This is a genomic window from Brevundimonas sp. GW821-FHT09G01, assembly GCF_059416065.1.
Map to the genome: position 1 here is coordinate 112600 of NZ_JBWKOL010000007.1, position 22200 is coordinate 134799.

24 protein-coding genes and 1 tRNA gene are annotated in these 22200 nt (G+C 69.7%); 12 read left to right on the forward strand and 13 right to left on the reverse strand.

The window, feature by feature from the left end:
- Window positions 1-8: 8 nt before the first annotated feature.
- Entirely contained in the window at window positions 9-1373 is a 1365-nt protein-coding gene (locus AC07NB_RS13905; protein WP_291838512.1) for a PleD family two-component system response regulator, read from the reverse strand.
- 6 nt (window positions 1374-1379) lie between these two features.
- Window positions 1380-1745: a response regulator gene (locus AC07NB_RS13910; protein ID WP_291838517.1), complete on the reverse strand. Its 366-nt coding sequence runs from the start codon at window positions 1743-1745 to the stop codon at window positions 1380-1382.
- 191 nt (window positions 1746-1936) lie between these two features.
- Here AC07NB_RS13910 and AC07NB_RS13915 point away from each other — a divergent pair, with 191 nt between their 5' ends.
- The 4 genes from AC07NB_RS13915 to AC07NB_RS13930 all read left to right on the forward strand — a co-directional run bounded on the left by AC07NB_RS13915 (window position 1937) and on the right by AC07NB_RS13930 (window position 5362).
- Entirely contained in the window at window positions 1937-3184 is a 1248-nt protein-coding gene (locus tag AC07NB_RS13915; protein ID WP_492312800.1) for a DNA polymerase IV, read from the forward strand.
- 192 nt (window positions 3185-3376) lie between these two features.
- A complete protein-coding gene (locus tag AC07NB_RS13920) occupies window positions 3377-3835 on the forward strand; it encodes a RidA family protein (protein ID WP_291838523.1) in 459 nt (152 codons plus the stop codon).
- 148 nt (window positions 3836-3983) lie between these two features.
- Window positions 3984-5144, forward strand: a complete 1161-nt coding sequence (locus tag AC07NB_RS13925) for a GNAT family N-acetyltransferase (protein ID WP_494571977.1) — start codon at window positions 3984-3986, stop codon at window positions 5142-5144.
- 11 nt (window positions 5145-5155) lie between these two features.
- Window positions 5156-5362: a hypothetical protein gene (locus AC07NB_RS13930; protein ID WP_494571978.1), complete on the forward strand. Its 207-nt coding sequence runs from the start codon at window positions 5156-5158 to the stop codon at window positions 5360-5362.
- Between the two features lie 18 nt (window positions 5363-5380).
- Here the strand turns inward: AC07NB_RS13930 and AC07NB_RS13935 are convergent, their stop codons facing one another.
- The gene (locus AC07NB_RS13935) at window positions 5381-5743 is read right to left on the reverse strand and encodes a phage holin family protein (protein WP_492312798.1); all 363 of its coding nucleotides are present in this window, start codon (window positions 5741-5743) and stop codon (window positions 5381-5383) included.
- Between the two features lie 104 nt (window positions 5744-5847).
- On the opposite strand from AC07NB_RS13935, the gene AC07NB_RS13940 reads away from it, so the two are divergent.
- Both AC07NB_RS13940 and AC07NB_RS13945 read left to right on the forward strand, forming a co-directional pair.
- A complete protein-coding gene (locus tag AC07NB_RS13940; RefSeq protein WP_291840063.1) occupies window positions 5848-6285 on the forward strand; it encodes an HIT family protein in 438 nt (145 codons plus the stop codon).
- Window positions 6286-6367: 82 nt separating this feature from the next.
- The gene (locus AC07NB_RS13945; RefSeq protein WP_291840060.1) at window positions 6368-6772 is read left to right on the forward strand and encodes a DUF1761 domain-containing protein; all 405 of its coding nucleotides are present in this window, start codon (window positions 6368-6370) and stop codon (window positions 6770-6772) included.
- A 12-nt stretch (window positions 6773-6784) separates the two neighbouring features.
- On the opposite strand, the gene AC07NB_RS13950 is transcribed toward AC07NB_RS13945, so the two are convergent.
- The gene (locus tag AC07NB_RS13950; protein WP_291840059.1) at window positions 6785-7138 is read right to left on the reverse strand and encodes a DMT family protein; all 354 of its coding nucleotides are present in this window, start codon (window positions 7136-7138) and stop codon (window positions 6785-6787) included.
- Window positions 7139-7199: 61 nt separating this feature from the next.
- Here AC07NB_RS13950 and AC07NB_RS13955 point away from each other — a divergent pair.
- Window positions 7200-7275: transfer RNA gene (locus AC07NB_RS13955), tRNA-Thr, on the forward strand.
- A 12-nt stretch (window positions 7276-7287) separates the two neighbouring features.
- Here the strand turns inward: AC07NB_RS13955 and AC07NB_RS13960 are convergent.
- The 3 genes from AC07NB_RS13960 to AC07NB_RS13970 form a co-directional block, all read right to left on the reverse strand.
- Window positions 7288-7704: a hypothetical protein gene (locus tag AC07NB_RS13960; protein WP_494571979.1), complete on the reverse strand. Its 417-nt coding sequence runs from the start codon at window positions 7702-7704 to the stop codon at window positions 7288-7290.
- Window positions 7705-7785: 81 nt separating this feature from the next.
- Window positions 7786-9657, reverse strand: a complete 1872-nt coding sequence (gene feoB / locus AC07NB_RS13965) for a ferrous iron transporter B (protein WP_291840054.1) — start codon at window positions 9655-9657, stop codon at window positions 7786-7788.
- On the reverse strand, window positions 9657-9929 hold the full coding sequence (locus tag AC07NB_RS13970) for a FeoA family protein (RefSeq protein ID WP_291840050.1): 273 nt from the start codon (window positions 9927-9929) through the stop codon (window positions 9657-9659). Before AC07NB_RS13970 ends, feoB begins: the two co-directional genes overlap by 1 nt.
- A 155-nt stretch (window positions 9930-10084) precedes the next feature.
- Here AC07NB_RS13970 and AC07NB_RS13975 point away from each other — a divergent pair, with 155 nt between their 5' ends.
- Window positions 10085-10597 carry a c-type cytochrome gene (locus AC07NB_RS13975; RefSeq protein ID WP_494571980.1) on the forward strand — a complete coding sequence of 171 codons (513 nt, stop codon included), beginning with the start codon at window positions 10085-10087 and terminating at the stop codon, window positions 10595-10597.
- A 55-nt stretch (window positions 10598-10652) separates the two neighbouring features.
- On the opposite strand, the gene AC07NB_RS13980 is transcribed toward AC07NB_RS13975, so the two are convergent.
- The 4 genes from AC07NB_RS13980 to AC07NB_RS13995 form a co-directional block, all read right to left on the reverse strand.
- A complete protein-coding gene (locus AC07NB_RS13980; RefSeq protein WP_494572026.1) occupies window positions 10653-13886 on the reverse strand; it encodes an efflux RND transporter permease subunit in 3234 nt (1077 codons plus the stop codon).
- Window positions 13886-15043, reverse strand: coding sequence for an efflux RND transporter periplasmic adaptor subunit (locus tag AC07NB_RS13985; protein WP_494571981.1), 1158 nt, complete (start codon window positions 15041-15043; stop codon window positions 13886-13888). Before AC07NB_RS13985 ends, AC07NB_RS13980 begins: the two co-directional genes overlap by 1 nt.
- A 103-nt stretch (window positions 15044-15146) precedes the next feature.
- Window positions 15147-15929 carry a hypothetical protein gene (locus AC07NB_RS13990; protein WP_494571982.1) on the reverse strand — a complete coding sequence of 261 codons (783 nt, stop codon included), beginning with the start codon at window positions 15927-15929 and terminating at the stop codon, window positions 15147-15149.
- Window positions 15926-16690: a class II aldolase/adducin family protein gene (locus tag AC07NB_RS13995; protein ID WP_494571983.1), complete on the reverse strand. Its 765-nt coding sequence runs from the start codon at window positions 16688-16690 to the stop codon at window positions 15926-15928. Before AC07NB_RS13995 ends, AC07NB_RS13990 begins: the two co-directional genes overlap by 4 nt.
- A gap of 146 nt (window positions 16691-16836) precedes the next feature.
- On the opposite strand from AC07NB_RS13995, the gene AC07NB_RS14000 reads away from it, so the two are divergent.
- From AC07NB_RS14000 to AC07NB_RS14015, 4 genes are all read left to right on the forward strand, one after another.
- Window positions 16837-17979, forward strand: a complete 1143-nt coding sequence (locus AC07NB_RS14000; RefSeq protein ID WP_494571984.1) for a DUF2336 domain-containing protein — start codon at window positions 16837-16839, stop codon at window positions 17977-17979.
- Between the two features lie 31 nt (window positions 17980-18010).
- Window positions 18011-18793: an NAD kinase gene (locus tag AC07NB_RS14005; RefSeq protein WP_291839095.1), complete on the forward strand. Its 783-nt coding sequence runs from the start codon at window positions 18011-18013 to the stop codon at window positions 18791-18793.
- A 78-nt stretch (window positions 18794-18871) separates the two neighbouring features.
- Window positions 18872-19348: an Hpt domain-containing protein gene (locus AC07NB_RS14010; protein WP_492312789.1), complete on the forward strand. Its 477-nt coding sequence runs from the start codon at window positions 18872-18874 to the stop codon at window positions 19346-19348.
- Between the two features lie 154 nt (window positions 19349-19502).
- Complete coding sequence (locus AC07NB_RS14015) at window positions 19503-20033, forward strand: hypothetical protein (protein WP_494571985.1); 531 nt, start codon at window positions 19503-19505, stop codon at window positions 20031-20033.
- A gap of 28 nt (window positions 20034-20061) precedes the next feature.
- Here the strand turns inward: AC07NB_RS14015 and spbR are convergent, their stop codons facing one another.
- Complete coding sequence (gene spbR, locus AC07NB_RS14020) at window positions 20062-21204, reverse strand: SpbR family protein (protein ID WP_494571986.1); 1143 nt, start codon at window positions 21202-21204, stop codon at window positions 20062-20064.
- 79 nt (window positions 21205-21283) lie between these two features.
- Entirely contained in the window at window positions 21284-22084 is an 801-nt protein-coding gene (locus tag AC07NB_RS14025; RefSeq protein WP_492312786.1) for a transglycosylase SLT domain-containing protein, read from the reverse strand.
- Window positions 22085-22200 lie beyond the last annotated feature (116 nt).

The window sequence follows — 22200 nt, forward strand, 5'->3', positions numbered from 1 at the left end:
GACGATCGTCAGGCCGCCCGGGCGATCACCTGGTTGCGCCCGCGCGCCTTGGCCTCGTAGACGCCCTCGTCGGCGCGCTTGAGCAGGGCGTCGGGGGTGTCGGTCACGCCGTTGAAGGCGGCCACCCCGACCGAGACGGTGATGGTCAGGCTCTCGGCCCCGCCCATGATCGGGAACGGCAGGGAGCCCACGTCGCGGCGGATCCGGTCGGCCACGCGGGTGGCGTCCTCCAGCGAGGCGCCCGGCATGACCACCACGAACTCCTCGCCGCCCAGACGGCACGGCAGGTCGATGGCGCGGACATTGGTGGCCAGGCGCACCGCGAACTCGCGCAGCACCTCGTCGCCGGCGTCGTGGCCGAAGCCGTCGTTGACCGCCTTGAAGTGGTCGATGTCCAGGACCAGCACGGCCACGGTGTCGCCCCCCTGCCCGGCCCGGCTGAGCAGGGCCTGCAGCTGGCCGGCCATGTAGCGGCGGTTGTGCAGCCCGGTCAGCGCGTCGGTGACCGCCATCTCCAGGCTGTAGTCCAGCTTCTGCTTCAGGAAGTCGGCGTAGCGCTTGCGCTTGATCTGGCTGCGCGCGCGGGCGTCCAGCTCCTCGGCGTCCACCGGGCGGGGCAGGATGTCGTTGACGCCCAGCTCCAGCGCCTTGATCAGCCGGGGCCGGTCGGCCGGATCGACCACCGCCAGGATGGGCACCCGCCGGGACGCCTCGTTCGAGCGCGCCTGGGCCACGAAGCGCAGGCCGTCGAACTCGGACGCCGAGACGTTGACGATCATCAGATCGACCGGACCGCGCGCGGCGATCAGGGCCGCCGCCGGATCGGGCTCGTGCACCGGGCGGTGTTCGTCGGACAGCTGGGCCACGATCTTGCCGGCCTGCAGGGCGCTGTCGTCCACGACCAGGACGCGCCCGCCCGAGCCGCGCAGACGGCCCGCGCCGTCGGTGTCGACGCCGAAGCGGCGGCCGCTTTCCTCGCGCTCGCGCAGCTCGTCCATGACCGCCTTGAGCCGCACCAGCGACTTCACGCGGGCGAACAGGATGACGTCGTCGATGGGCTTGGTGACGAAGTCGTCGGCTCCGGCTTCCAGTCCCTTGATCTTGTCCTCGCGCCCGTCCAGCGCGGTCACCAGCACGACCGGGATGTGACGCGTCACCGGATCGGCCTTCAGCCGGCGGCAGGTCTCGAACCCGTCCATGCCGGGCATCATGACGTCCAGCAGGATGATGTCGGGCCGCTCGGCCGAAGCCACCTCGATGGCCGTGTGGCCGTCCATCGCCGTCAGCACCTCATAATATTCGAGGGTCAGCTTGGCCTCGAGCAGGCGGACGTTCGGTTCGACGTCGTCGACGACAAGGATGCGCGCCGTCATGCCGCCCTACCCCAGATGCTTCCGGACGACCTCGAGGAAATGCATCACCGAGATGGGCTTGGAGATATAGGCCTCGCAGCCGCCCTGCCGGATCCGCTCCTCGTCGCCCTTCATGGCGAAGGCGGTCACCGCCACCACCGGGATATGGTTCAGTTCCTCGTCGTCCTTGAGCCATTTGGTGACCTCCAGCCCCGAGATCTCGGGAAGCTGGATGTCCATCAGGATCAGGTCGGGCCGATACTGGCGCGCCAGGGCGAGCGCCTGCAGACCCTCGCGGGTCTGAAGGGTTTCGTAGCCCTGCGAGTCGAGCAGATCATGAAACAGCTTCATGTTCAGCTCGTTATCCTCGACGATGAGGACCTTCTTCGACATCACCACCCGGCCTGTTCACCCCTCTCAGACGCGATTGCGCGGGGGCTTGTGCTCTTCCGAGACAGTCTCACCACGGTTCTCTTAAGTTGACGTGAAGCGCCGGTTTTCCCGTCGCCTGTCCGGTCGTGAAGGCGAATGGAGAGGCGGGCAGGATAGCTTGTGATCGGCCGCTCAGGCACAATCTCCCCTTCATGAAGTCCATCTGCCGCGACTGCCTCTGGACCAGCGACCGCAAGGCCGAGCGCTGCGGCGCGTGCGGGTCGCGGCGGGTCGTGAGCCATGACGAGCTGGACGGCCTGACCATCGCCCATCTGGACTGCGACGCCTTCTACGCCTCGGTGGAGAAGCGCGACCGGCCCGAACTGCGCGACGTGCCGGTGATCGTCGGGGGCGGCAAGCGGGGCGTGGTCTCGACCTGCTGCTACATCGCGCGGATGTACGGGGTGCATTCGGCCATGCCGATGTTCAAGGCGCTGAAGGCCTGTCCCGAGGCCGTGGTGCTGAAGCCCGACTTCCGCAAATACGTGCCCGAGAGCGAACGCATCTTCGGCCTGGTCCGCGAGCTGACGCCCCTGGTCCAGACCCTGTCGCTGGACGAGGCGTGGATCGATCTGGCGGGAACGGAACGGCTGAATGGCGGGCCGCCCGCCTTCCAGCTGGTCCGCCTGCAGAAGCGGATCGAGGACGAGATCGGCCTCAGCGTCTCCATCGGCCTGGCCCCCAACCGCTTCCTGGCCAAGATCGCGTCGGAGCTGGACAAGCCGCGCGGCTTCTCGGTCATCGGGGCGGAGTCCAAGGCCCTGCTGGCCCCCAAGTCAGTGCGCATCCTGCCGGGCGTCGGCCCGGTGTTCGGCAAGACCCTGCAGAGCGACGGCTACGCCACCGTCGGCGACCTGGCCGCCGCCGAGGTGCGGGACCTGGTCAAGCGCTACGGCGAGACCGGCCTGCGCCTTCACGATCTGGCCCACGGCCGCGACGCCCGCGCCGTCCGGCCCGAGCATGACCGCAAGGGGATGAGCGCCGAGACCACCTTCAACGACGACCTGACCTCGGCCCAGGACCTGGAGAGCGAACTCTGGCCCCTGTGTGAGAAGCTGGCCTCCAAGGCGCGCCGCGACGGCGTGGCCAGCCGGGTCATCGTGCTGAAGCTGCGCCGGACCGACTTCAAGATCGTGACGCGGCGGATCAGCCTGCCCGAGCCGGTGCAGACGGCCCGCGCCCTGTTCGCCGCCGGGCGCGACCTGCTGACGCCTGAGCTGGGCCTGCCCTACCGCCTGATCGGCATCGGCATGGGCGAGGTGGTCGACGCCGTCGACGCCCCCGCCGCCCTGTTCGAGAGCACCGAGGCCCGGACGCTGAAGACCGAAAAGGCCATCGACGCGTTGCGGGACAAGTTCGGGAAGAGCGCCGTTGTGGCCGGGCGGGCGTTGAAGGGCTGAGCTGGGTTCTCCCTCGCCCCCTGGGGAGGGTGGACCGAGAAGCGGGACGGGTGGACGCCGAGTTCTCGGACACGAACCCCGCCCTGTCGTCGCTGACGCCCCGACATCCCTCCCCACAAGGGGGAAGGAGAAGGTGATGACGCCTCCTTCCGCACAGGCTAAACCGCCCCCAAATCCCTTCTGGAGCTTCCCATGACCGTCGCCGCCCGTCTCGCCGAACTCGGCATCAACCTGCCGGAACCCGCCAAGGCGGTCGCCAACTATGTGCCCTACGTCCAGACCGGCAACCTGCTCCACATCTCGGGCCAGCTGTCGAACGACGCCGCGGGCGGGCTGAAGGGCACCGTCGGCGCCGACGTGTCCCAGGACGACGCGGTCAAGGGCGCGCGCATGTGCGGCGTCAACCTGCTGGCCCAGATCTCGGCCGCGCTGGACGGCGATCTGGAGCGCGTCGTGCGCGTGGTGAAGCTGGGCGGTTTCGTCCAGGTCGCCGGCGATTTCGAAGCCATTCCGGCCGTGATCAACGGCTGCTCTGACCTGATGGTCGAGGTGTTCGGCGACAAGGGCCGCCACGCCCGTTCGGCCGTCGGCGTCTACAAGCTGCCCCTCGGCTTCGCGGTTGAAGTCGACGCGATCGTGGAAGTCCGCTGATCTCAAAAACGGCCCTCATGCTCCGCTCATCCCGGCGAAAGCCGGGACCCAGTCCTGTCCAGCCTGACGCAGGCGTTTCAGGACGGGCGATGATGCGCACCCGGCAAAAGCTGGTCACCCAAAGCACTGGGTCCCGGCTTTCGCCGGGATGAGCGGAATGGGGTACCAGATCAGGGTCCACAATGCCGTCGCCGAGATCGGCCGGGAGGCGTGGGACGCCTGCGCGGGCCCGTCCGGCGATCCGTTCGTCAGCTTTGACTTCCTGGACGCCTGCGAGGCCTCCGGCAGCGCGGTTCCGCGCGAGGGCTGGGCCGGGCGTCACCTGTCGCTGGAGGACGAAGACGGCCGCGTGATCGGCGTCATGCCGCTCTGGCTCAAGGGCCACAGCCAGGGCGAATACGTCTTCGACCACAGCTGGGCCGACGCCTATGAGCGGGCCGGCGGCCGCTACTATCCCAAGCTGCTGGGCGCCGTGCCCTTCACGCCCGTCACCGGCCCGCGTTTCCTGGCCCATCCGGCAGCCGACGCCGCCACGGTGCGCGAGGCCCTCATCCAGGGCGCGATGACCCTGACGCAGCGGCTGGGCGCCTCGTCCCTGCACGTGAACTTCCCGACCCGCGAGGACTGGGACGCGATGGGGCAGGCCGGGCTGCTGAAGCGGCAGGACATCCAGTACGTCTGGCGCAACGGCGGCTATCAGAGCTTCGACGACTTCCTGTCGGCCCTGTCGTCCAGCCGCCGCAAGACGGTGCGGCGCGAGCGGCGCGAGGCCCAGGCCGGGCTGGATATCCGCGTCCTGACCGGGGCGGAGATCATGGAGGCGCACTGGGACGCCTTCTTCGCCTTCTACCAGGACACGGGCGAGCGAAAGTGGGGACGCCCCTATCTGACGCGCGACTTCTTCAGCCGCCTGGGTGCGACCATGGCGGAGCGGATCGCGCTGGTGATCGCCTTCCGGGACGAGACGCCCATCGCGGGGGCGCTGAACCTGATCGGCCGCGACGCCCTGTACGGACGCCAGTGGGGGGCGCTGGAGGAGGTGCCCTTCCTCCATTTCGAGCTCTGCTATTATCAGGCCATCGACTTCGCCATCGCGCGTGGCTTGTCGCGGGTCGAGGCGGGCGCGCAGGGGGACCACAAGATCGCCCGCGGCTACCTGCCCTCGCCCGTCTACTCGGCCCACTTCATCGCCGACCCGGCGCTGCGCGGTCCGGTGGCCGACTATCTGGAGCGCGAGCGCCCGGCCGTGGAGGCCGAGATGCACGCCATGGCGGAGGAGCTCTCGCCCTTCCGCCGGGACCTGGGCTGAGGAGCACCGAGATGAAGTACACCAAGGGTCAGATCGCCATCGTCGTCCTCGGATTGGCGAGCGTCGCGGCGCTGCTGGTCTTCACCTTCAGATCGACGATCATCGCAAGCAACGGCGCCTTCGTCCTGAGGCCGAGCGACTGGCAGACGCTCGGCCTCATGGTGGTCTGGCTCGTGGGCGGCGGCTACCTCCTGCGGAGATTTCGACGCCGCCGATAGGGCCGGGGATGTCGACCGTCAGTCGGCGCGGCGCGCGTCCGGACCGCCGATGAACCAGCCGGCGATCCAGCTGACGATGCCGGTGACGATGGCCGCGCCGATGCCGGCCATCAGGCCGTCGACCGCGAAACCGCCCAGCAGATAGGCGACCAGGCCGATCACCGCCGCGTTCACCACCAGCAGGAACAGGCCGAAGGTGACGATGGTCAGCGGGAAGGTCAGCACCGTCAGGATCGGCCGCACGATGGCGTTGGCGATCCCCAGCAGGATGGCGGCCAGGATCAGCGAGCCGCTGTCGCTGAACGACACCCCCGGAACGATCCGCGCGGCCAGCCACAGGGCCAGGCAGGTGACGAGGAACTGGACGATAAAACGCAGCATGGCCGATCTCCGATAGGAACCTTGACCATAACACGTGAACGCCGATGGGGCTCCCCTGCCCGCGCACAGATTGCTAGCGTGCGCGCCGAGAGCCGGAGCCCCACATGACCCTTCACGCGCCTTACGACCCCGACAACATCTTCGCCAGGATCCTGAAGGGCCAGATTCCGTCGGTGAAGGTGTGGGAGGACGCCGACGTCCTGGTGTTCATGGACGTCTTCCCGCAGTCGGAAGGCCATGTGCTGGTGGTGTCCAAGACCTCGACCGCCCGCAACCTGCTGGAGATCGAGCCCGAAGCCCTCGCCAAGGTCATGGAGGCCACCCGGCGTACCGCCCGCGCGGTCGAGAAGGCGCTGAAGCCCGAGGGCTTCCAGATCCTGCAGTTCAACGGCGAGGCCGGGGGCCAGACCGTCTTCCACCTGCATTTCCACATCGTGCCGCGCTGGGCCGACCGCCCGATGAAGGGCCACGGCCACGCCCCCATGGCCGACACCGAGGCGCTGCGCGCGCTGGCGGACCGCATCGCCGCCGAACTTGAGTGAACGCCGTTCATTGACGCCGGGCGGCGCGAGCGTAGCCTTTCTTCCTCAGCGGACTCATCCGCGGCCTTGGGAGGGGCATCCAATGGGCAAGCTAAACTGGCCGGGCATCCTGGTGGCGACCGTCGTCGCCTTCTTCGTCGGCTTCCTCTGGTACGGCGTGATCTTCGAGGCGCAGTGGAAGACCCTGACCGGCGTCACCGGCGAGGGCGGCGATCCGATGTGGATGCTGGCCGGCCTGGTCCAGACCTTCATCACCATGATCGGCCTGGGCTGGTTCATCGCCCGCGAGGGGTCGGCGGGCTGGAAGGGCGGGCTGAAGATCGGACTGGTCGCCTGCGTCTGCTTCGCCCTGATGACCTCGGCCTACAACTTCATCTACCAGACCTCGGACATCCGCCTGATCCACATCGACTGGAGCCACCTGCTGGTCATCTACCTGCTGGGCGGGGCGATCATCGGCGGGCTGAAGATCGGCAAGAAGGCCTGACCTGAGGGTGGCCTAGAGCGGCCCGCGGAAGATGAACCACGCCCCGGCGATGATCAGGGCGAAGCCGACGGCGTGGTTCATCGTCAGTTTCTCGCCCAGGAAGGTCACCGAGAAGACGGCGAAGACGATCAGGGTGATGACCTCCTGCATCGTCTTCAGCTCGGCGGCCGAATAGACCTGATGGCCGATGCGGTTGGCCGGCACGGCGAGGCAGTATTCGAAGAAGGCGATGCCCCAGCTGACGATCACCACGATCCACAGCGGCTTGGACCCGAATTTCAGGTGGCCGTACCAGGCCAGCGTCATGAAGACGTTGGAGGCGACCAGCATGAGCACCGGCGCGATGTGAGGAAAGGATATCGGCACGTGTCGCCTCCGCTTGCGTCCCGCCCCATGCGCCAGCATAAGGGCCGCCGTCAAACGGTTGGCCGGCTTAGCTCAGTTGGTAGAGCGCCAGTTTTGTAAACTGGATGTCGCGGGTTCGATTCCTGCAGCCGGCACCATCCCCTGCCCCTTCAGAAGACCAGCCCGGTCCGCGCCTCATGCAGGCGGGCGAAGTGGCGGGCGGCGGCCTCGCCGAACAGCACCGGATCGGCCGAGTGCGCGTCCTCGATCACCGCCAGCACCGCGTCAATGGCGTTCTCGCGCGACGGCGGGCGGTCCTCGGCCAGCCGCTCCAGCAGGGTCAGCAGAGCGTCGCGGCGAAGCAGGGCCTGGGCCTTGAGCACCTTGTCGCCGGCGGCGGCCCGGCGCGGCGGCAACGGGTCGTTGAAGACCGGAATCTCGAGGAAGCCGTCCTCCGCGGGCAGGGCCATGGCGGGCGCGACGGCGGCGGCCTTTCCCTGGCCGCAATGGCGGCAGAGCTCGGCTTGATGGACGTCGGACCACAGGTAGTCGTGGCGGCACGGCGACGGGTTGTTTGACGACTGCATGATCCGACCCCCGGTTGAAAGGGAGATCGACCGCGCGCGGCCGCCTTGTCAACCGGAGTTCGGCGACGGACGCGCCGGGGCTCAGCCTCCGCCCAGCGCCACGGACAGATGGTAGGTCACGAAGGCGGCCAGATAGGCCAGGCCGAACATGTAGACGACCATCACCCACATCCATTTCCACGAGTTCAGCTCGCGCTTGACCACGCCCAGCGTCGCCACGCACTGCGGGGCGAAGATGTACCAGGCCAGGAAGGCCAGGCCTGTGGCCAGCGACCAGTGCGACGCCAGGGTCGCGCCCAGCAGGCTGGTGGCGCTCTCGGGATCGGCGACGGCGTAGACGGTGCCCAGGGCCGCCACCGCGACCTCGCGCGCCGCCATGCCCGGGATCAGGGCGATGACCATCTGCCAGTTGAAGCCGATGGGGGCGAAGATGGGCTCCAGCGCCCGCCCGATCATGCCGGCGAACGAATAGTCGATGGCCGGCTGGGTCGCGCCCTCGGGCGGATAGGGGAAGGTCGCAAGCGCCCAGACGATGACCATCAGCGGCAGGATGATCCGCCCGGCCCGCTCCAGGAAGATGCGGGCGCGGAGCCACAGGTTGAAGGCCACGCTCTTGGGATCGGGCAGCTTGTAGGCGGGCAGCTCCATCATAAAGGGCTCGACCGCGCCCCTCCAGAAGATCTTGCGGATGACGAAGGAGACGATCAGGGCGCTGACGATGCCGGCGGCGTAGAGGCCGAACATCACCAGCCCCTGCAGACTGAGCACGCCCCACACCTTCTCGTTCGGAATGAAGGCGCCGATGATCAGGACATAGACGGGAATGCGCGCCGAACAGGTCATCAGCGGCGCGACCATGATGGTAGTCAGCCGGTCGCGCTTGGAATCGATCACCCGCGCCGCCATCACGCCGGGAATGGCGCAGGCGAAGCTGGAGAGCAGCGGAATGAAGGCCCGGCCGTGCAGCCCCGCCCCGCCCATGACCCGGTCCATCAGGAAGGCGGCCCGGGCCATGTAGCCGAAGTCCTCCAGCAGGAGGATGAACAGGAACAGGATCAGGATCTGCGGCAGGAAGACCAGCACCCCGCCGACGCCCGCGATCAGGCCGTCGACGATCAGGCTCTGCCAGATGCCGTCCGGCATGACGGTGGCGATCCAGGCGCCGAAGCCGCCCAGGACGCCCTCGATGCCGTCCATCAGCGGCGTCGCCCAGGTGAAAACCGCCTGGAACATGACGAACAGCAGGGCGACCAGGATCAGCAGGCCCGCGACCGGGTGCAGCAGTACGCCGTCGATCTTGCCGGTCAGGGTGTCCGGACGCTCGGGCGGCTTGACGCAGGCCTTCATGATGCGCTCGGCCTCGCGGGCCTTGCCGCGCAGGGCGTCGGCGTCCGGGGAGATCCACTCGCTCTCGGCGGTGGCCGACAGGGTCCCGGCGGCGGCGTCGACGGCGGCGATCAGTTCGGCGACGCCCCGGCGGCGCGTGGCCGTGGTCGGGATCACCGGCACGCCCAGTTCAGCCTGAAGCCTCTCCAGATCGATGCGCAGCCCCTGACGCTGGGCGATGTCGTACATGTTGAGCGCCAGCACCATCGGACGCCCGACGGCCTTCAGCTCCAGCACCAGGCGCAGGACCAGGCGCAGGTTGGTGGCGTCGGCGACGGCCACGATCACGTCCGGCGGAACCTCTCCGGCCAGCTTGCCCAGGACGGCGTCGCGCGTGACCTCCTCGTCCGGGCTGCGGGCGCGCAGGGAGTAGGTGCCCGGCAGGTCGAGGACGGTCAGGGCGCGGCCCTCGCCGGTGCGGATGTGGCCTTCCTTCCGCTCGACGGTGACCCCGGCATAGTTGGCGACCTTCTGGTGAGCGCCCGTCAGGGCGTTGAACAGGGCGGTCTTGCCGCTGTTCGGGTTGCCGACCAGGGCGACGCGGGGCGTGCGAACCTGCATGTCCATCAGGCGGCGGTCCCGTCCAGGCGGATCGTAAGGCTGGCGGCCTCGTGACGGCGCAGGGCGACGCGCATGTCGTCGACCTTCATGGCGATGGGATCACGGCCGAACAGGCCCTCGTGCAGCAGCTCCACGCGCGCGCCCTCGACGAAGCCCAGTTCGATCAGGCGGCGCTCCAGTTCGACGGCGTCGCCCTTGTGGTGGCAGTGCTCGCCGACCTGAACGATGACGCCGCGGGCGCCCTTGCGGGCCTCGCTCAGTTTGAGGGTGTCAGACATGGAACTCGTGGAAACGCCGGCGCGAAAAAGGCGCGCCTTTCCTGACAGTGATTATCAGGAGCGACACCTCAGCGTCCACCCCGGCCAAGCGTCGCAGGGCGGTTGTCCGGGCCGGTGTTTGAGCTATCACTGCTCCCGGATTCCGGAGCCTCCTCATGACCCGCCTCGCCCTCGTCCCCGCGCTCTCCCTGGCCGCCCTGCTGGGCCTGTCCGCCTGTAGCGACGGCGGGACCGGATCGGCCGCGCCCGCCGCGCCGCCGAAGCCGGAGCTGACCCCGGCGCAGAAGGCCGTCCTGCTGGCCGCCCTGCCCGCCCCGTACAATCAGGGCGACCTGGACAACGGCCGCCGCGTCTTCGCCCGCTGCCGCTCGTGCCACACGGTGACCGAGGGCGGACCGAACATGACCGGACCGAACCTGTACGGCGTCTTCGGGCGTCAGGCGGGGACCGCGGCCAAGTACAACTATTCGAACGCGGTGAAGACCGCCGGCTTCGTCTGGGACGCCGAAAAGCTGGATCACTGGCTGGAGAACCCGCGTACCTTCCTGCCCGGCAACAAGATGACCTTCCCCGGCCTGCCGGACGCGACCGACCGCCGCGACGTCATCGCCTGGCTGAAGGTCGAGACCGGATACGTTCCGGCGGGGGCTCCGCCGGCGGCTCAATAAAAAGCTATCGTCGTCCCGGCCTTCGCTGGAATGACGATGGCAGACTGGCTGGTCCCTACTCCGCCGCCGCCAGGCCCTTGTCGTTGGCGGTGGTCTCCTGGGCTTCCCACTCCTCGATCTTGCGGGCGGTGTATTCCGGCGACTTGGTGAAGCGCGCCAGCACGCCGTAGATCACGGGCACCACGAACAGGGTCAGCAGGGTCGCGAACATGGCCCCGGCGAAGATCACCACGCCGATGGTCTGGCGGCTGCCCGCCCCCGCCCCGTGCCACAGCACCAGCGGCAGGGCGCCGAAGGCGGTGGCGATCGAGGTCATGATGATCGGACGCAGGCGCAGGGTCGACGACTCGATGATGGCGTCGCGGATCGACCGGCCCTGGTCGCGCAGCTGGTTGGCGAACTCGACGATCAGGATGCCGTTCTTGGCCGCCACACCGATCAGGATGATCAGGCCGATCTGGCTGTAGATGTTCAGGCTGGAGCCCGCCATGACCAGGCCGAACAGCCCGCCGGCGGCCGCCAGGGGCACCGTCAGCATGATCACCGCCGGGGTGATCCAGCTTTCGAACTGGGCCGCCAGCACCAGGAAGACCAGCAGCAGGGCCAGGCCGAAGGCCGCGGCGACGGCGCCGCCGGCCTCCTGCTGGTCGCGCGCCGCCCCGCCCCATTGGGTCGTGACCACGCCCTGCGGCTGCTGGGCGGCGGTCTGGGTCAGGAAGGCGGTGGCGTCGGCGATGGTGTAGCCGGGGTTCAGGTCCGCGCTGAGGGTGATGGCGCGCTGACGGTCCAGACGGCGACGGTCGGGCGTGTCGCCCGAGGTCTGGGTCGTGACCACCGCCGACAGCGGCACCAGCTGGCCGGAGCCCGTGTTGACGTACAGGGCCTCCAGATCGCTGACGTTGCGCCGGTTGTCGCGCTGGGTCTGCAGGATGACGTCGTACTCCTGCCCGCCCTTCAGATAGGTGGTGGCGCGGCGGGAGCCGAACATGGTCTCCAGCGTGCGGCCGATGGACTGGGCCGAGACGCCCAGGGCCGCGGCCTTCTCGGGGTCCACGTCGACCAGCAGGCGCGGGGCGTTCGGCTCATAGTTCAGGCGCGGCCGCGAGAAGCCGGGGTTCTCCAGCGAGGCCGCCAGCATGGGCTGCAGCCAGTTGTAGATGTCGCCGTACTCCGCCCCCGTGACGATCATCTCGACCGAGTTGGAGTTGCCGCCGCCGCGCTGGAAGGCGCCGGGGACCGAGGCGTTGACCTGGGCGTCCGTCTGGCCGCGCAGCTTGCCGTTCAGTTCCTGGGCGATCTCGTCGGCCGAGCGGTGGCGAAGCGACCAGTCGGCCAGGATCAGGCTGCCGTTGCCGGAGTTGTAGCTGCCGCCGCCGAAGCCGGGCGCCGAAACCAGATAGCTGTCCGCCTCGCCGCTGGCCTTGTACTCGGCCAGGATGGGCTCCAGGCCCAGGACGATCCGGCGGGTGTAGTCGAAGCCGGCGCCCTCTGGCCCCTGGACGCGGATCTGCACCCGGCCCCGGTCCTCCGGCGGCACCAGTTCGTCCGGCAGGGTCAGGAACATGACCGTCGCGCCGGCCCCGACCATCACGATCAGGCCGATCACGCCCACGACCGCGATCCGGGTGCCCAGCAGGGCGCGCAGGGAATTGCCGTAGGACTCGCGCAGCTTGTCCATGGCCCAGTCGACGCGCTTGGCGACGAAGCCGCCGCTGTGCGCCGGACGCAGGATCTTGGACGCCAGCATGGGCGACAGGCTGAGCGCCAGGAAGGCCGAGAAGGCCACGGCCGCGGCGATGGCCGCCGCCAGCTCGACGAACAGGCGGCCGACGTAGCCGGGCAGGAACAGCAGCGGCGCGAACACCGCCAGCAGCACCACGGTCGTGGCCACGACGGCGAAGAACACCTGGCGCGCGCCGCGCTCGGCGGCGACCAGGGGCGGTTCGCCGTGGTCGATGCGGCGCTGGATGTTCTCGGTCACCACGATGGCGTCGTCGACCACCAGACCGATGGCCAGCACCAGGGCCAGCAGGGTCAGCAGGTTCAGCGAGAAGCCCAGCGGGGCCAGGACGATGAAGGTGGCCAACAGGCAGATGGGCGCCACGATCGACGGGATCAGGGCGGCGCGCAGGGTGCCCAGGAAGATGAAGTTGACCAGGGCGACCAGCGCCATCGAGATGCCGATGGTGATCCACACCTCGTCGATGGCGTGGCTGGTGAAGACCGAGTTGTCGGACCCGACGACCAGCTCCGTGCCCGGCGGCAGGCTGGGGCGGATCTGCTCGATCATCTTGTGCACGCCGTCGGAGATGGCCAGGTCGTTGGACTGGGCCTGACGGGTGACGGCCAGGCCGATCTGGTCGACGCCGTTGCCGCGGAACAGGCGGCGGTCCTCGGCGGGGGCCTCCACGACGCGGGCGATGTCGCCCAGACGGGTGACATAGGCCGCCTGGCCCTGGATGGCGCCGGTGGCGCCGCTGGGCAGGGCGTTGCTGTTGGTGGCCAGGCCGCTGGTGTTGTTCGAGGCGGCGGCGTTGGAAGCCGAGCCGCGCGTGCCGATGGGCAATTGGCGGAAGTCCTCGGCGCGGGCGTAGGTGCGCGCGACGCGGACGGTGTAGTCCTTCTGGCCCGACTCCAGCGAACCGGCGGGCAGTTCGACGTTCTGGGCCGTCAGGGCGGTCTCGACGTCGGTGACGGTCAGTCCGCGCGCGGCCAGGGCGGCGGCGTCCAGCCAGATGCGCATGGCGTAGCGCTGCTCGCCGTAGATCTGCACCTGGGCGGCGCCCGGCACGGTGGCCAGGCGGTCGATCAGATAGCGGTCGGCGTAGTCCGTCAGCTCCAGCCGGTTCAGGCTGGTCGAGCGCAGGAACAGGATGATGATCGGCTGGCTGTCCGAGTCGGCCTTGGCCACCTCGGGCGGATCGGCCTGGTCCGGCAGCCGGCCGACCACGCGCGAGACACGGTCGCGCACGTCGTTGGCGGCGTCGTCGATGTTGCGGTCCAGCGAGAATTCGATGTTCACGCTCGACCGGCCGTCGCGGCTGGACGAGGTGATGCGCTCGACGCCCTGGATGCCGGCGATCTGCTGCTCGATGGGCTCGGTGATCCGGCTTTCGATGACCTCGGCGGAGGCCCCGGCGTAGCTGGTGTTCACCGACACGATCGGCGGATCGACGTCCGGCAGTTCGCGCACCGGCAGGAAGAAGAAGGCCGCGGCGCCGATCACGCACAGCACGATCGCCGCCACCGCCGCCATGACGGGGCGGCGGACGGAAACGTCGGAGAGCATCATCGGGCGGCGCCCTGGGCCGGAGCGGCGCGGCCGCCCTGCCCCCCGCCTTGACCGCCTCGCCCGCCCGCTCCGCCGACGCGCACAGGGGCGTTGGGCTGGATGCGGTTCAGGCCCGAGCCGACCACGCGGTCGCCGTTAGTCAGGCCGGACAGGATCTCGACGAAGCCGCCCTCGACCGCGCCGGTCTCGACCACGACCCGCTGGGCCGTGGAGCCGCGCTCGCCGTTGGCGATGCGATAGACGAAGGCGCCGTCGCCTTCGTACTGGACCGCGGCCTCGGGCACGGCGATGCCCTGGCGCAGGCCCTGCTGGACGGCGACGCGGACGGCCATGCCGGGCCGGATGCGGGCGCCGGGATTGGGGATTTCGGCGCGGGCGGTGACCGAGCGGGTCGACTCGTTCACCCGCGTGTCGATCAGGGCGATGCGGCCGGTGAAGACCTCGTCGCCATAGGCGTCGATAGTGGCGGTGATCGGCGTCCCCGCCCGCAGGACGGCCAGGTAGCGCTCGGGGATGGGGAAGTCGACGCGGACCACGTCGATGTCGTCCAGGGTGGTGATGACGGCGCCCGGATTGACCAGGGTGCCCGGGGTGACGGTGCTGAGGCCCAGCACGCCCGCGAACGGCGCACGGATGGTGCGGTCCCCGGCGCGGGCCTCGGACGCGGCCAGCGAGGCGCGGGCCGATTCCAGCTCGGTCTCGTACTGTTCGACCATGGCTGCCGAGGCGAAACCGCGGTCGTTCAGGGTCTTGTAGCGCTCGTACATGGTCTGGGCGCGGGCGACCTGGGCGCGGTTGTCGGCGATGTTGGCGTCTTCCTCGCGGGCCTGCAGCTGGACCAGGGGCGTGCCGGCGGCGACGCGCTGGCCGTCCGAGAACATCACGCGGGTGATCAGTTCGCTGGTTGAGGAGGTGATGTTGACCGAGCGCCGGCCACGGGCGACGCCCAGGACGCGGATGCGGTCGCTGAACTCGCGCGGCGCGGCGACGGCTTCCGACACGGCCTGGCCGCGTCCGCCGCCGGGTCCGCCCCGGCCCCCGCCCGGTCCGCCGGCCTTCTCATCGTCGGCGAACGCCATGCGCAGCACGAGGGCGCCGACCATCAGGGCCAGGAGGATCGCCGCGGCGACGAGGAAGAAGTGACGCTTGACCACGCGGCGGGCGCTCCGGGACTTTGGGGACGTGCCGACTTAGCGGCTCTCGCCGTCGACGCAACTTAAGTTCATGTAACGGGTGCTGTTCCGAATTCCGTCGCGGTCAGAAGCGACGCCATAGCCCGATGACCGGACCGCCCGAACGCGGCGTCTCCCGCCCGGCCACGGCCTCGCGCCATCCGGCCTGGACGCTCCAGGATCCGAAGCGCCGGACCAGGGAGGTCTCGACCGACAGCCAGCGCGGCCCGCCGTCGTCGGCCTGCCCGCCGTACGCCTGGTTCAGCAGCATCCACTTGTCGCCGAAATGCAGGCCGAGCGTGGCGTCGATGCGGGTCTCGTCCGGCAGTCCGCCCCGAATCCGCCGCGCCGCCTCCAGCGTGACGAAGCCGCCGGTCGCCGCGCGGGACATCCACCGGGCCCGCCCGAACGAGCGGCCGGCCGAGGCGCGGACTTCCCAGTCCTGGCCGCCGACGCCGGGCGGGGCATAGCCGGCGTTGCGCCCTTCCCCGCCGTCGGCCACGCCGCCGTACAGGGCCACCGCCGTGCGGTCGTCGCGCCAGACCTGCCAATTGACGCCGATCTCCAGCGGCCCGCGGCCCTCGTAGTCGACGAAGGCGTCCTTCCCCGACTGCCAGTCGCCCTTGAAACGGACGGTCAGGCGATCCGTCAGGCCGTATTCGGCGAAGACCGAGACCACGGTGTCGCGGCGATCGGCGGGCAGGTCGGCGAGGCGGCCGTCCGGGTCGAACCCTTCGCCGGCCCGCATGTCTTCGAACTTGACGATCACCTGCCCGTCGCCCTTCGGCAAGGTCCAGGGACCGGCCGCGGCCGGGGCGGCGGCCCCAAGGGCCGCCAGCGTCAGCAGCAGCCCCCCGGCCCGCCTCACACGTCGTAGCCGGGCGACTTCCTGTGGAGCATACGCAACGCGCCCGGCCAGGCGAGGGCCGAAATGAAACCGATCCCCTTGCCCTGCTCCCGCGTCTCGGCCTGGGCCGCGTCGGGGGCGAACAGGACGTGTTCCCGCCCGCCGGACAGGGCCGCGATCTGCTGGGCGCAGGCGCGCTCGAGGAAGAACATGCCGATCCAGGCCGCCGCCGCCGTCGGACCAACCGCCAGGGTGCCGTGGTTGCGCAGCAGCATCAGCGGCTTGTCGCCGAGGTCCGCCACCAGCCGCTCGCGCTCCTCGTGGTTCAGCGCCAGGCCTTCGTAGCCGTGATAGGCGACCTGATGCTGCAGCAGGCAGGCGTTCTGGCCGATCGGCAGCAGGCCCTCCTGCTGCGCCGCCACGCCGACGCCGGCCACGGTGTGCAGGTGGATGACGAAATGTGCGTCATCCCGGGCCCCGTGGATGGCCGAGTGGATGGTGAAGCCCGCCGGATTGATGAAGTTCTCGGTCTCCTGGACGATGTTGCCGTCCAGATCGACCTTCACAAGGGACGAGGCCGTCATCTCCTCGAAATACCAGCCGTACGGATTGATCAGGAAATGATGCTCGGGCCCCGGCACGCGGGCAGAGATGTGGGTGAAGATCATGTCGTCCCACCCGTGCAGCGCCACCAGGCGGTACAGGGCCGCCAGTTCGACGCGGGTGTTCCACTCCGCCTCGGACACCCGAGACTTCAGGGAAGTCATTGCACCGTCAGCCATGGCCGTCGTCCTCGCCTCGTTCTTATGGCGCGCACGCTCGCCCCGGGGCGGGGCCGCGTCAAGATTCAGGTTCCGTTAACCGCCTCTTAGGTTGCAAGCGGTACGGTAAATCCTGCCGTAACCCTAACGGTGCGCCGGAGGCGTGTGTGACCGTTCTCGTCCAGCTCAATCCGTCCCGGCCCCCCGAGCGCGCGCCGCGCGCCGAAGACCTGCTGGCGCTGGCCCGAAACAACAGTCCCGACGCCCGCCAGAGATTGCTTCTGGGCGTCATGGCCCTGTGCGACGCCAGCCCGCCGGACGGCCAGCTGTCCCCCATCCTGGGCGAGATCTTCCTGTTCCTGGCCCGCCAGGCCGAACGCGACATCCGCAAGGCCCTGGCCAGCCGCCTGGCCCACGCCGACTGGGCCCCGCCGGCCCTGGTCAATGTGCTGGCGCTGGACGAGATCGAGATCGCCGCCCCCATCCTGGCCGCCAGCCCCGTGCTGCAGGACGAGGATCTGCTGAGGATCCTGGTCGAGGCCTCGCTGGACCACCAGATCGCCGTGGCCCGCCGTCCAGAGATCAGCGGCCGCGTCGCTGACGCCGTCATCGAGCGCGGCGTCCCCGCCGTCCTGACCGCCCTGGCCACCAACCGCACCGCCCAGATCAGCGGCGAGGGCTTCCGCCGGCTGGTCGAGCATTCGCGCCGCATCGCCGCCCTGCGCGGACCGCTGTCGCGCCACCCGCGCCTGACCGAGGCCCTGGCCGAACAGATGTACCACTGGGTCGGCGCCGCCCTGCGCGAGTCGATCGGCGCCCGCTTCCAGGTCGACGAGCGCAAGTTCGGAAACGCCGTGTACGACGCCGTCGAGGGCGTCATGCGCAAGGACCGGCCCGACGACATCCCCGAGGACACGCCCGAGCGCGAGGAGATGGAGCGCCGGCTGGTCGCCAAGCTGCAGGCCGCCGGCCAGCTGAAGCCCGCCATGCTGATCCGCGCCGTGCGCGAGAAGCGCCTCAGCCTGCTGGTCCACGGCCTGGCCGCGCTGAGCGGCTTCACCGTCAACCAGATCCGTCAGGCCCTGCGCGCGTCCAAGCCCGAGGCCCTGTATTACGCCTGTTCCGTCGTCGGCATCGACCGCGCGGTCTTCCCGACCCTGCTGACCGAACTGCGCAAGCTGAACCACGGCCTGCCCGGCGACCTGGGCGATCCGGTGTGGCAGCGCGGCGCCCTGTCGGCGACCTCCGCGGCCCGCGCCTTCCGCGCCCTGGTCGATCCGGATCCGACCGAACAGCGCATCGCCGTTTGACTTCACAGGCCCGCTCGGCTTGCGTGCGACGGTGACCTCCTCCTCCGACCGCCCTCTTCGCATCGCCTTCGCCGCCTCCGATCGACCGGAGGCCCTGGAGGCCCGCGCGCGGCTGGCCGAGCGCTACGGCTCGGCGCCCGAGGAGCAGGCCGACGTGATCGTGGCCCTGGGCGGCGACGGCTTCATGCTGGAGACCCTGCACACGGTGATGGAGCGCCGCACCCCGGTGTTCGGCATGAACCGCGGCTCGGTCGGCTTCCTGATGAACGACTATGAGGAGGACGGCCTGCTGGAAAGGCTGTCCGGCGCCGGCCGCGCGGTCATCCACCCGCTGCAGATGGACGCCTGGACGGAGTCCGGACAGGTCCACAGCGGCCTGGCCATCAACGAGGTCTCCCTGCTGCGCCAGACGCGGCAGAGCGCCAAGTTGCGCATCAGCGTCGACGGCCGCGTGCGGCTGGAGGAACTGGCCTGCGACGGCTGCCTGGTGGCCACGGCGGCGGGCTCGACCGCCTACAACCTGTCGGCCCACGGCCCGATCATCCCGCTGGATTCGCGGGTCCTGGCCCTGACCCCGATCAGCGCCTTCCGCCCCCGCCGCTGGCGCGGCGCCCTGCTGCCCCACCAGGCCACGGTCTGTTTCGAGATTCTGGAAGCCGACAAGCGCCCGGTCAGCGCCACCGCCGACAATTTCGAGGTCCGGCGGGTCACCCGCGTCGATGTGCGCGAACGCCGCGACATCGCCCTGACCATGCTGTTCGACGAGGGCCGCTCGTTCGAGGAGCGGGTGCTGGCGGAACAGTTCGCGTCCTGAGGGCAAATTCCCCCGCGTGCACGGCTTCTTAAGGTCGTTTGTGCGACCAAAAGCGCCAGTCAATTTCGGGAGCGCCCGGTGAGCAACTCTGCCCAGGTCATTCGTCCGCCCAACACCCTTCGCATGAAGGTCGGTGGCGCCTTCGGCGGCATCGACGCCAATGCGATCGCCAAGGCCGAGGAAGCCCTCAAGGCCATGTCGGCCCAATTCGGCCAGTGGCTGCAGGACGAGATCACCAAGCTGGACCAGGCCCAGGCCGACATCCGCGCCCAGGGCTATAACGCCCAGACGGCCGAGGGCCTGTATTTCCGCGCCCACGACCTGAAGGGCCTGGGCTCGACCTACCAGTATCCGCTGGTCACCCGCCTGGCCGGTTCGCTGTGCAAGATGCTGGATGATCCGGCCAAGCGCATGGCCGCGCCGCTGGTGCTGATCGACGCCCACATCGACGCCATCCGGGCCGTCGTCCGCGACCAGATCCAGACCGACGACCATCCGACCGGCAAGGTGCTGGCCGAGACGCTGGAAGCCAAGGTGGCCCAGCACTTCGCCTGATCGAATACGATCGAGAGTTTCGCGAACGCCCGCCCTCACCGGCGGGCGTTTTGCTGTGTGAGCTTCAAGCAACCTACCGACGGTAGTGAGCCATTGACCTGAAGTTGCCGCATCGCTGACGATGAAGGTCCCTGTAAGCCCCGGACGGACAACCATGTCCTGGAACCACCATTACGCCGCCGGCCTAGCCGCCATCAGCGTACTATCCGCGCCAGCCGTAGCGCAGGCTCAGGCCCTTGCTGGCGACCGGGGAGGACCGCCCGCGGCGGCTGTCGTCGAGATGACCCGTGGTGACGCCGGCGAACGCAGCACCCTGACCTTCTACAAGGATCGCGCAGGCGGCGGCTCACCTGTTTCGTGGCGCGCCGTGCGGGTTGAAGCGAACGGCGCTGCGAGATCCGCCGCCGGGTCCTCATGCCCTGCGCTGATCGAGGCCGTGAGCCGCCTGGAGCGCATCACAATGCCGCGCATCGAGATCCAGCCGGTCGAAGCCGCGGTAGGCTCCCGGCCGACGCCGCCGAACCTGGGCTATCTCCATCAAGCCTATCGCCTCACGATCAGAGCGGTCGCGGCTGACGGCGCGCCTGTCGAACTGACCCTGGCGCACGGAGGCGCGGGCCCCGTCAGGGATTGGCTTGAAGCGTCGATGGGCGATCTGGAGCCGTGCTGGCGGTCCGAGAACTAGGCGGCGGCGCCGATCTCGCCGGGGCGGCCTAGGCCGCGACACCCGTGCGCGACGGGGCGACGACCGGGTCCTGATCCAGCCGTTCCATCAGATAGGCCAGGTCCTCGCGCGGGGCGTTGGGGCGCTGGGTCAGGAAGCGTTCCAGCATCTGCTGGCGGAAGGCGTCGTCGGTGGTGTCCACGCCCTCGGCCTGAAGGGACCGCCAGGTGTCGACCCCGGCGCGGAAGGCCTGGAACAGGCGCGGCGGCAGGCCGGCCCGGTCGTAGATGGCCTTCAGGCCCAGCGGGCCGGCGTCGTGGATCATCAGCCAGGCCCGCTGGTGCGGCGCCCCGGCCAGCTCGGCCAGCCCGTGCTCGAATAGGGCCATCTGTCCCCGCGCCAGCGCCCGCAGCAGCAGGGAGCCGGTCAGGGCGCGCCGCGCATGCAGGGTGGCGACGAACTGGGACAGGTCCGCGTGGCCGGAGGCCTGGTCGACCAGATCGACCGTGGCGCGCTCGCGGGCGAAGGAGGCCAGGCGGATGGCGGTCTCGGGCGCGACCGAGTGGCGGGTGACCAGATGCTCGCGCACGGCCTCGGAGGCCAGTTCGACCAGACGCTCGGTCACCGACAGCGGCAGGACCTGGCGGTAGGCCAGGGCCGCGATGATCTCGGGCGAGGCGCCGAAGCGGTCGACGCAGCGGCCCAGGGCGCTTTCGGCGATGTCGGCGTTGTCGTTGGCGGCCAGCGCCCGCACGGCGGGTTCGGCGCCCACTTCGGCCACGGCGGCGGCGACGTCGCGGCTGACCCGCGGGCGTCCGGCCACGGCGGTCTGGCGCACGACCGAGCCGGCCTGCACGATCTCGATCAGATCCTCGTCCGAGAAGACGGGGGAGAAGTTGATCAGCGGCAGGGCCACGCTGTCGACGTCGGCGGCCAGCCGGCGGGCCACGTCGCGCGGGATCAGGTCCGAGGCCTTCAGCGTCACCGCCATGGCCCGGCGCACCAGTTCGGCGGCGTCATTGGCCAGCAGACGCAGGATCTTGTGGGCGGCGGCGCGGTCGTGCTCATCCAGCTCGGCCTTGTCCATGTTCCGGCACAGCTTGTGGGCGGCGGCGGCGCGCTCGTCCTCGTCGTTCGACTGGATCAGCCGACGGATGTCGATCTCGGTCAGGCTGGCGCGGTAGGCGGTCATGGGACGCTCGAGGTCTGATCAGGCGGGCAGCATCGGCCCGGTATCGTTAACGGGCGGTTCACCATGGCCGGATTCGCGCTCAGGCGTTGGTCTTCTCGTCCGGTCCGAAGGCGCCGCCGAAGCCGCCCGCCTTGCCGTCGCCGTCCTGGCCGAGCAGCAGGGCCAGCAGGCTCTGGTCCTGTTTCAGCCGATCCAGCCGCGCGGCCAGCATCTGATCCCGCTCGGACAGCGGCGGCGCGGCGGGCAGGCCGTCGCCGGCGCCCGAGGCGGGGGCCCCGCCACCCGCCGAGCGCTGCAGGTTGGCGTGGACCTCGGCCACCGTCGCCGGGCGGCCGTCGCGGTAGAAGATCGAACGGTTGGCTGCAGCCGCCTCGGGGAAGATCGACGCAGCGCTGGAGCCCGGACGCCGGTCCATGGCCTCCATCAGCTGAGCCGCGCCCGCCGGCCCCAGGAAGTGGGCCGCGTACAGGTCGCCCGCCCCCGGCTCGCGCCCCGTGCGGCCGCGCAGATAGGCGGCGTTCTGGGCCGTCAGCTCGCCGGCCATGGTCGAGGCGGCCTGGGGATCGAAGCGCAGGTCCAGCACCACGTTGCGGGCCGAGCCCTCGACCCGCCAGCGCCCGTCCGAACCGCGATAGATCAGGTCGGCGTACTGGCCGTAGCCGTGCTTGGCGCCGTGGGCCTTCACCGTGCCCAGCCAGGTCTGTTCGATGAACTGGAACAGGCCCGAGGCGGACGATGTCGGCGCCCGCGCATTGGGGTTCATCGCGCTTTCGCGCCGGGCGGTGCGCACGAGGAAGTCGGCGTCCACACCCGTCGCGCTGGACGCACGCCGAATGGCCGCCTCTACCCCGCCCGACGATGGAATCGCCCTGATGGTCATAATCGTTAATGCTGGGGAACTCTGGTTAATCAGACCTTAACGTGACCGCAAAGTCACGTTCTTTGGTGTGTCCAATCCCGCCAGACCCTCGCCGCAAACCCGCCCCAACGGCAGCG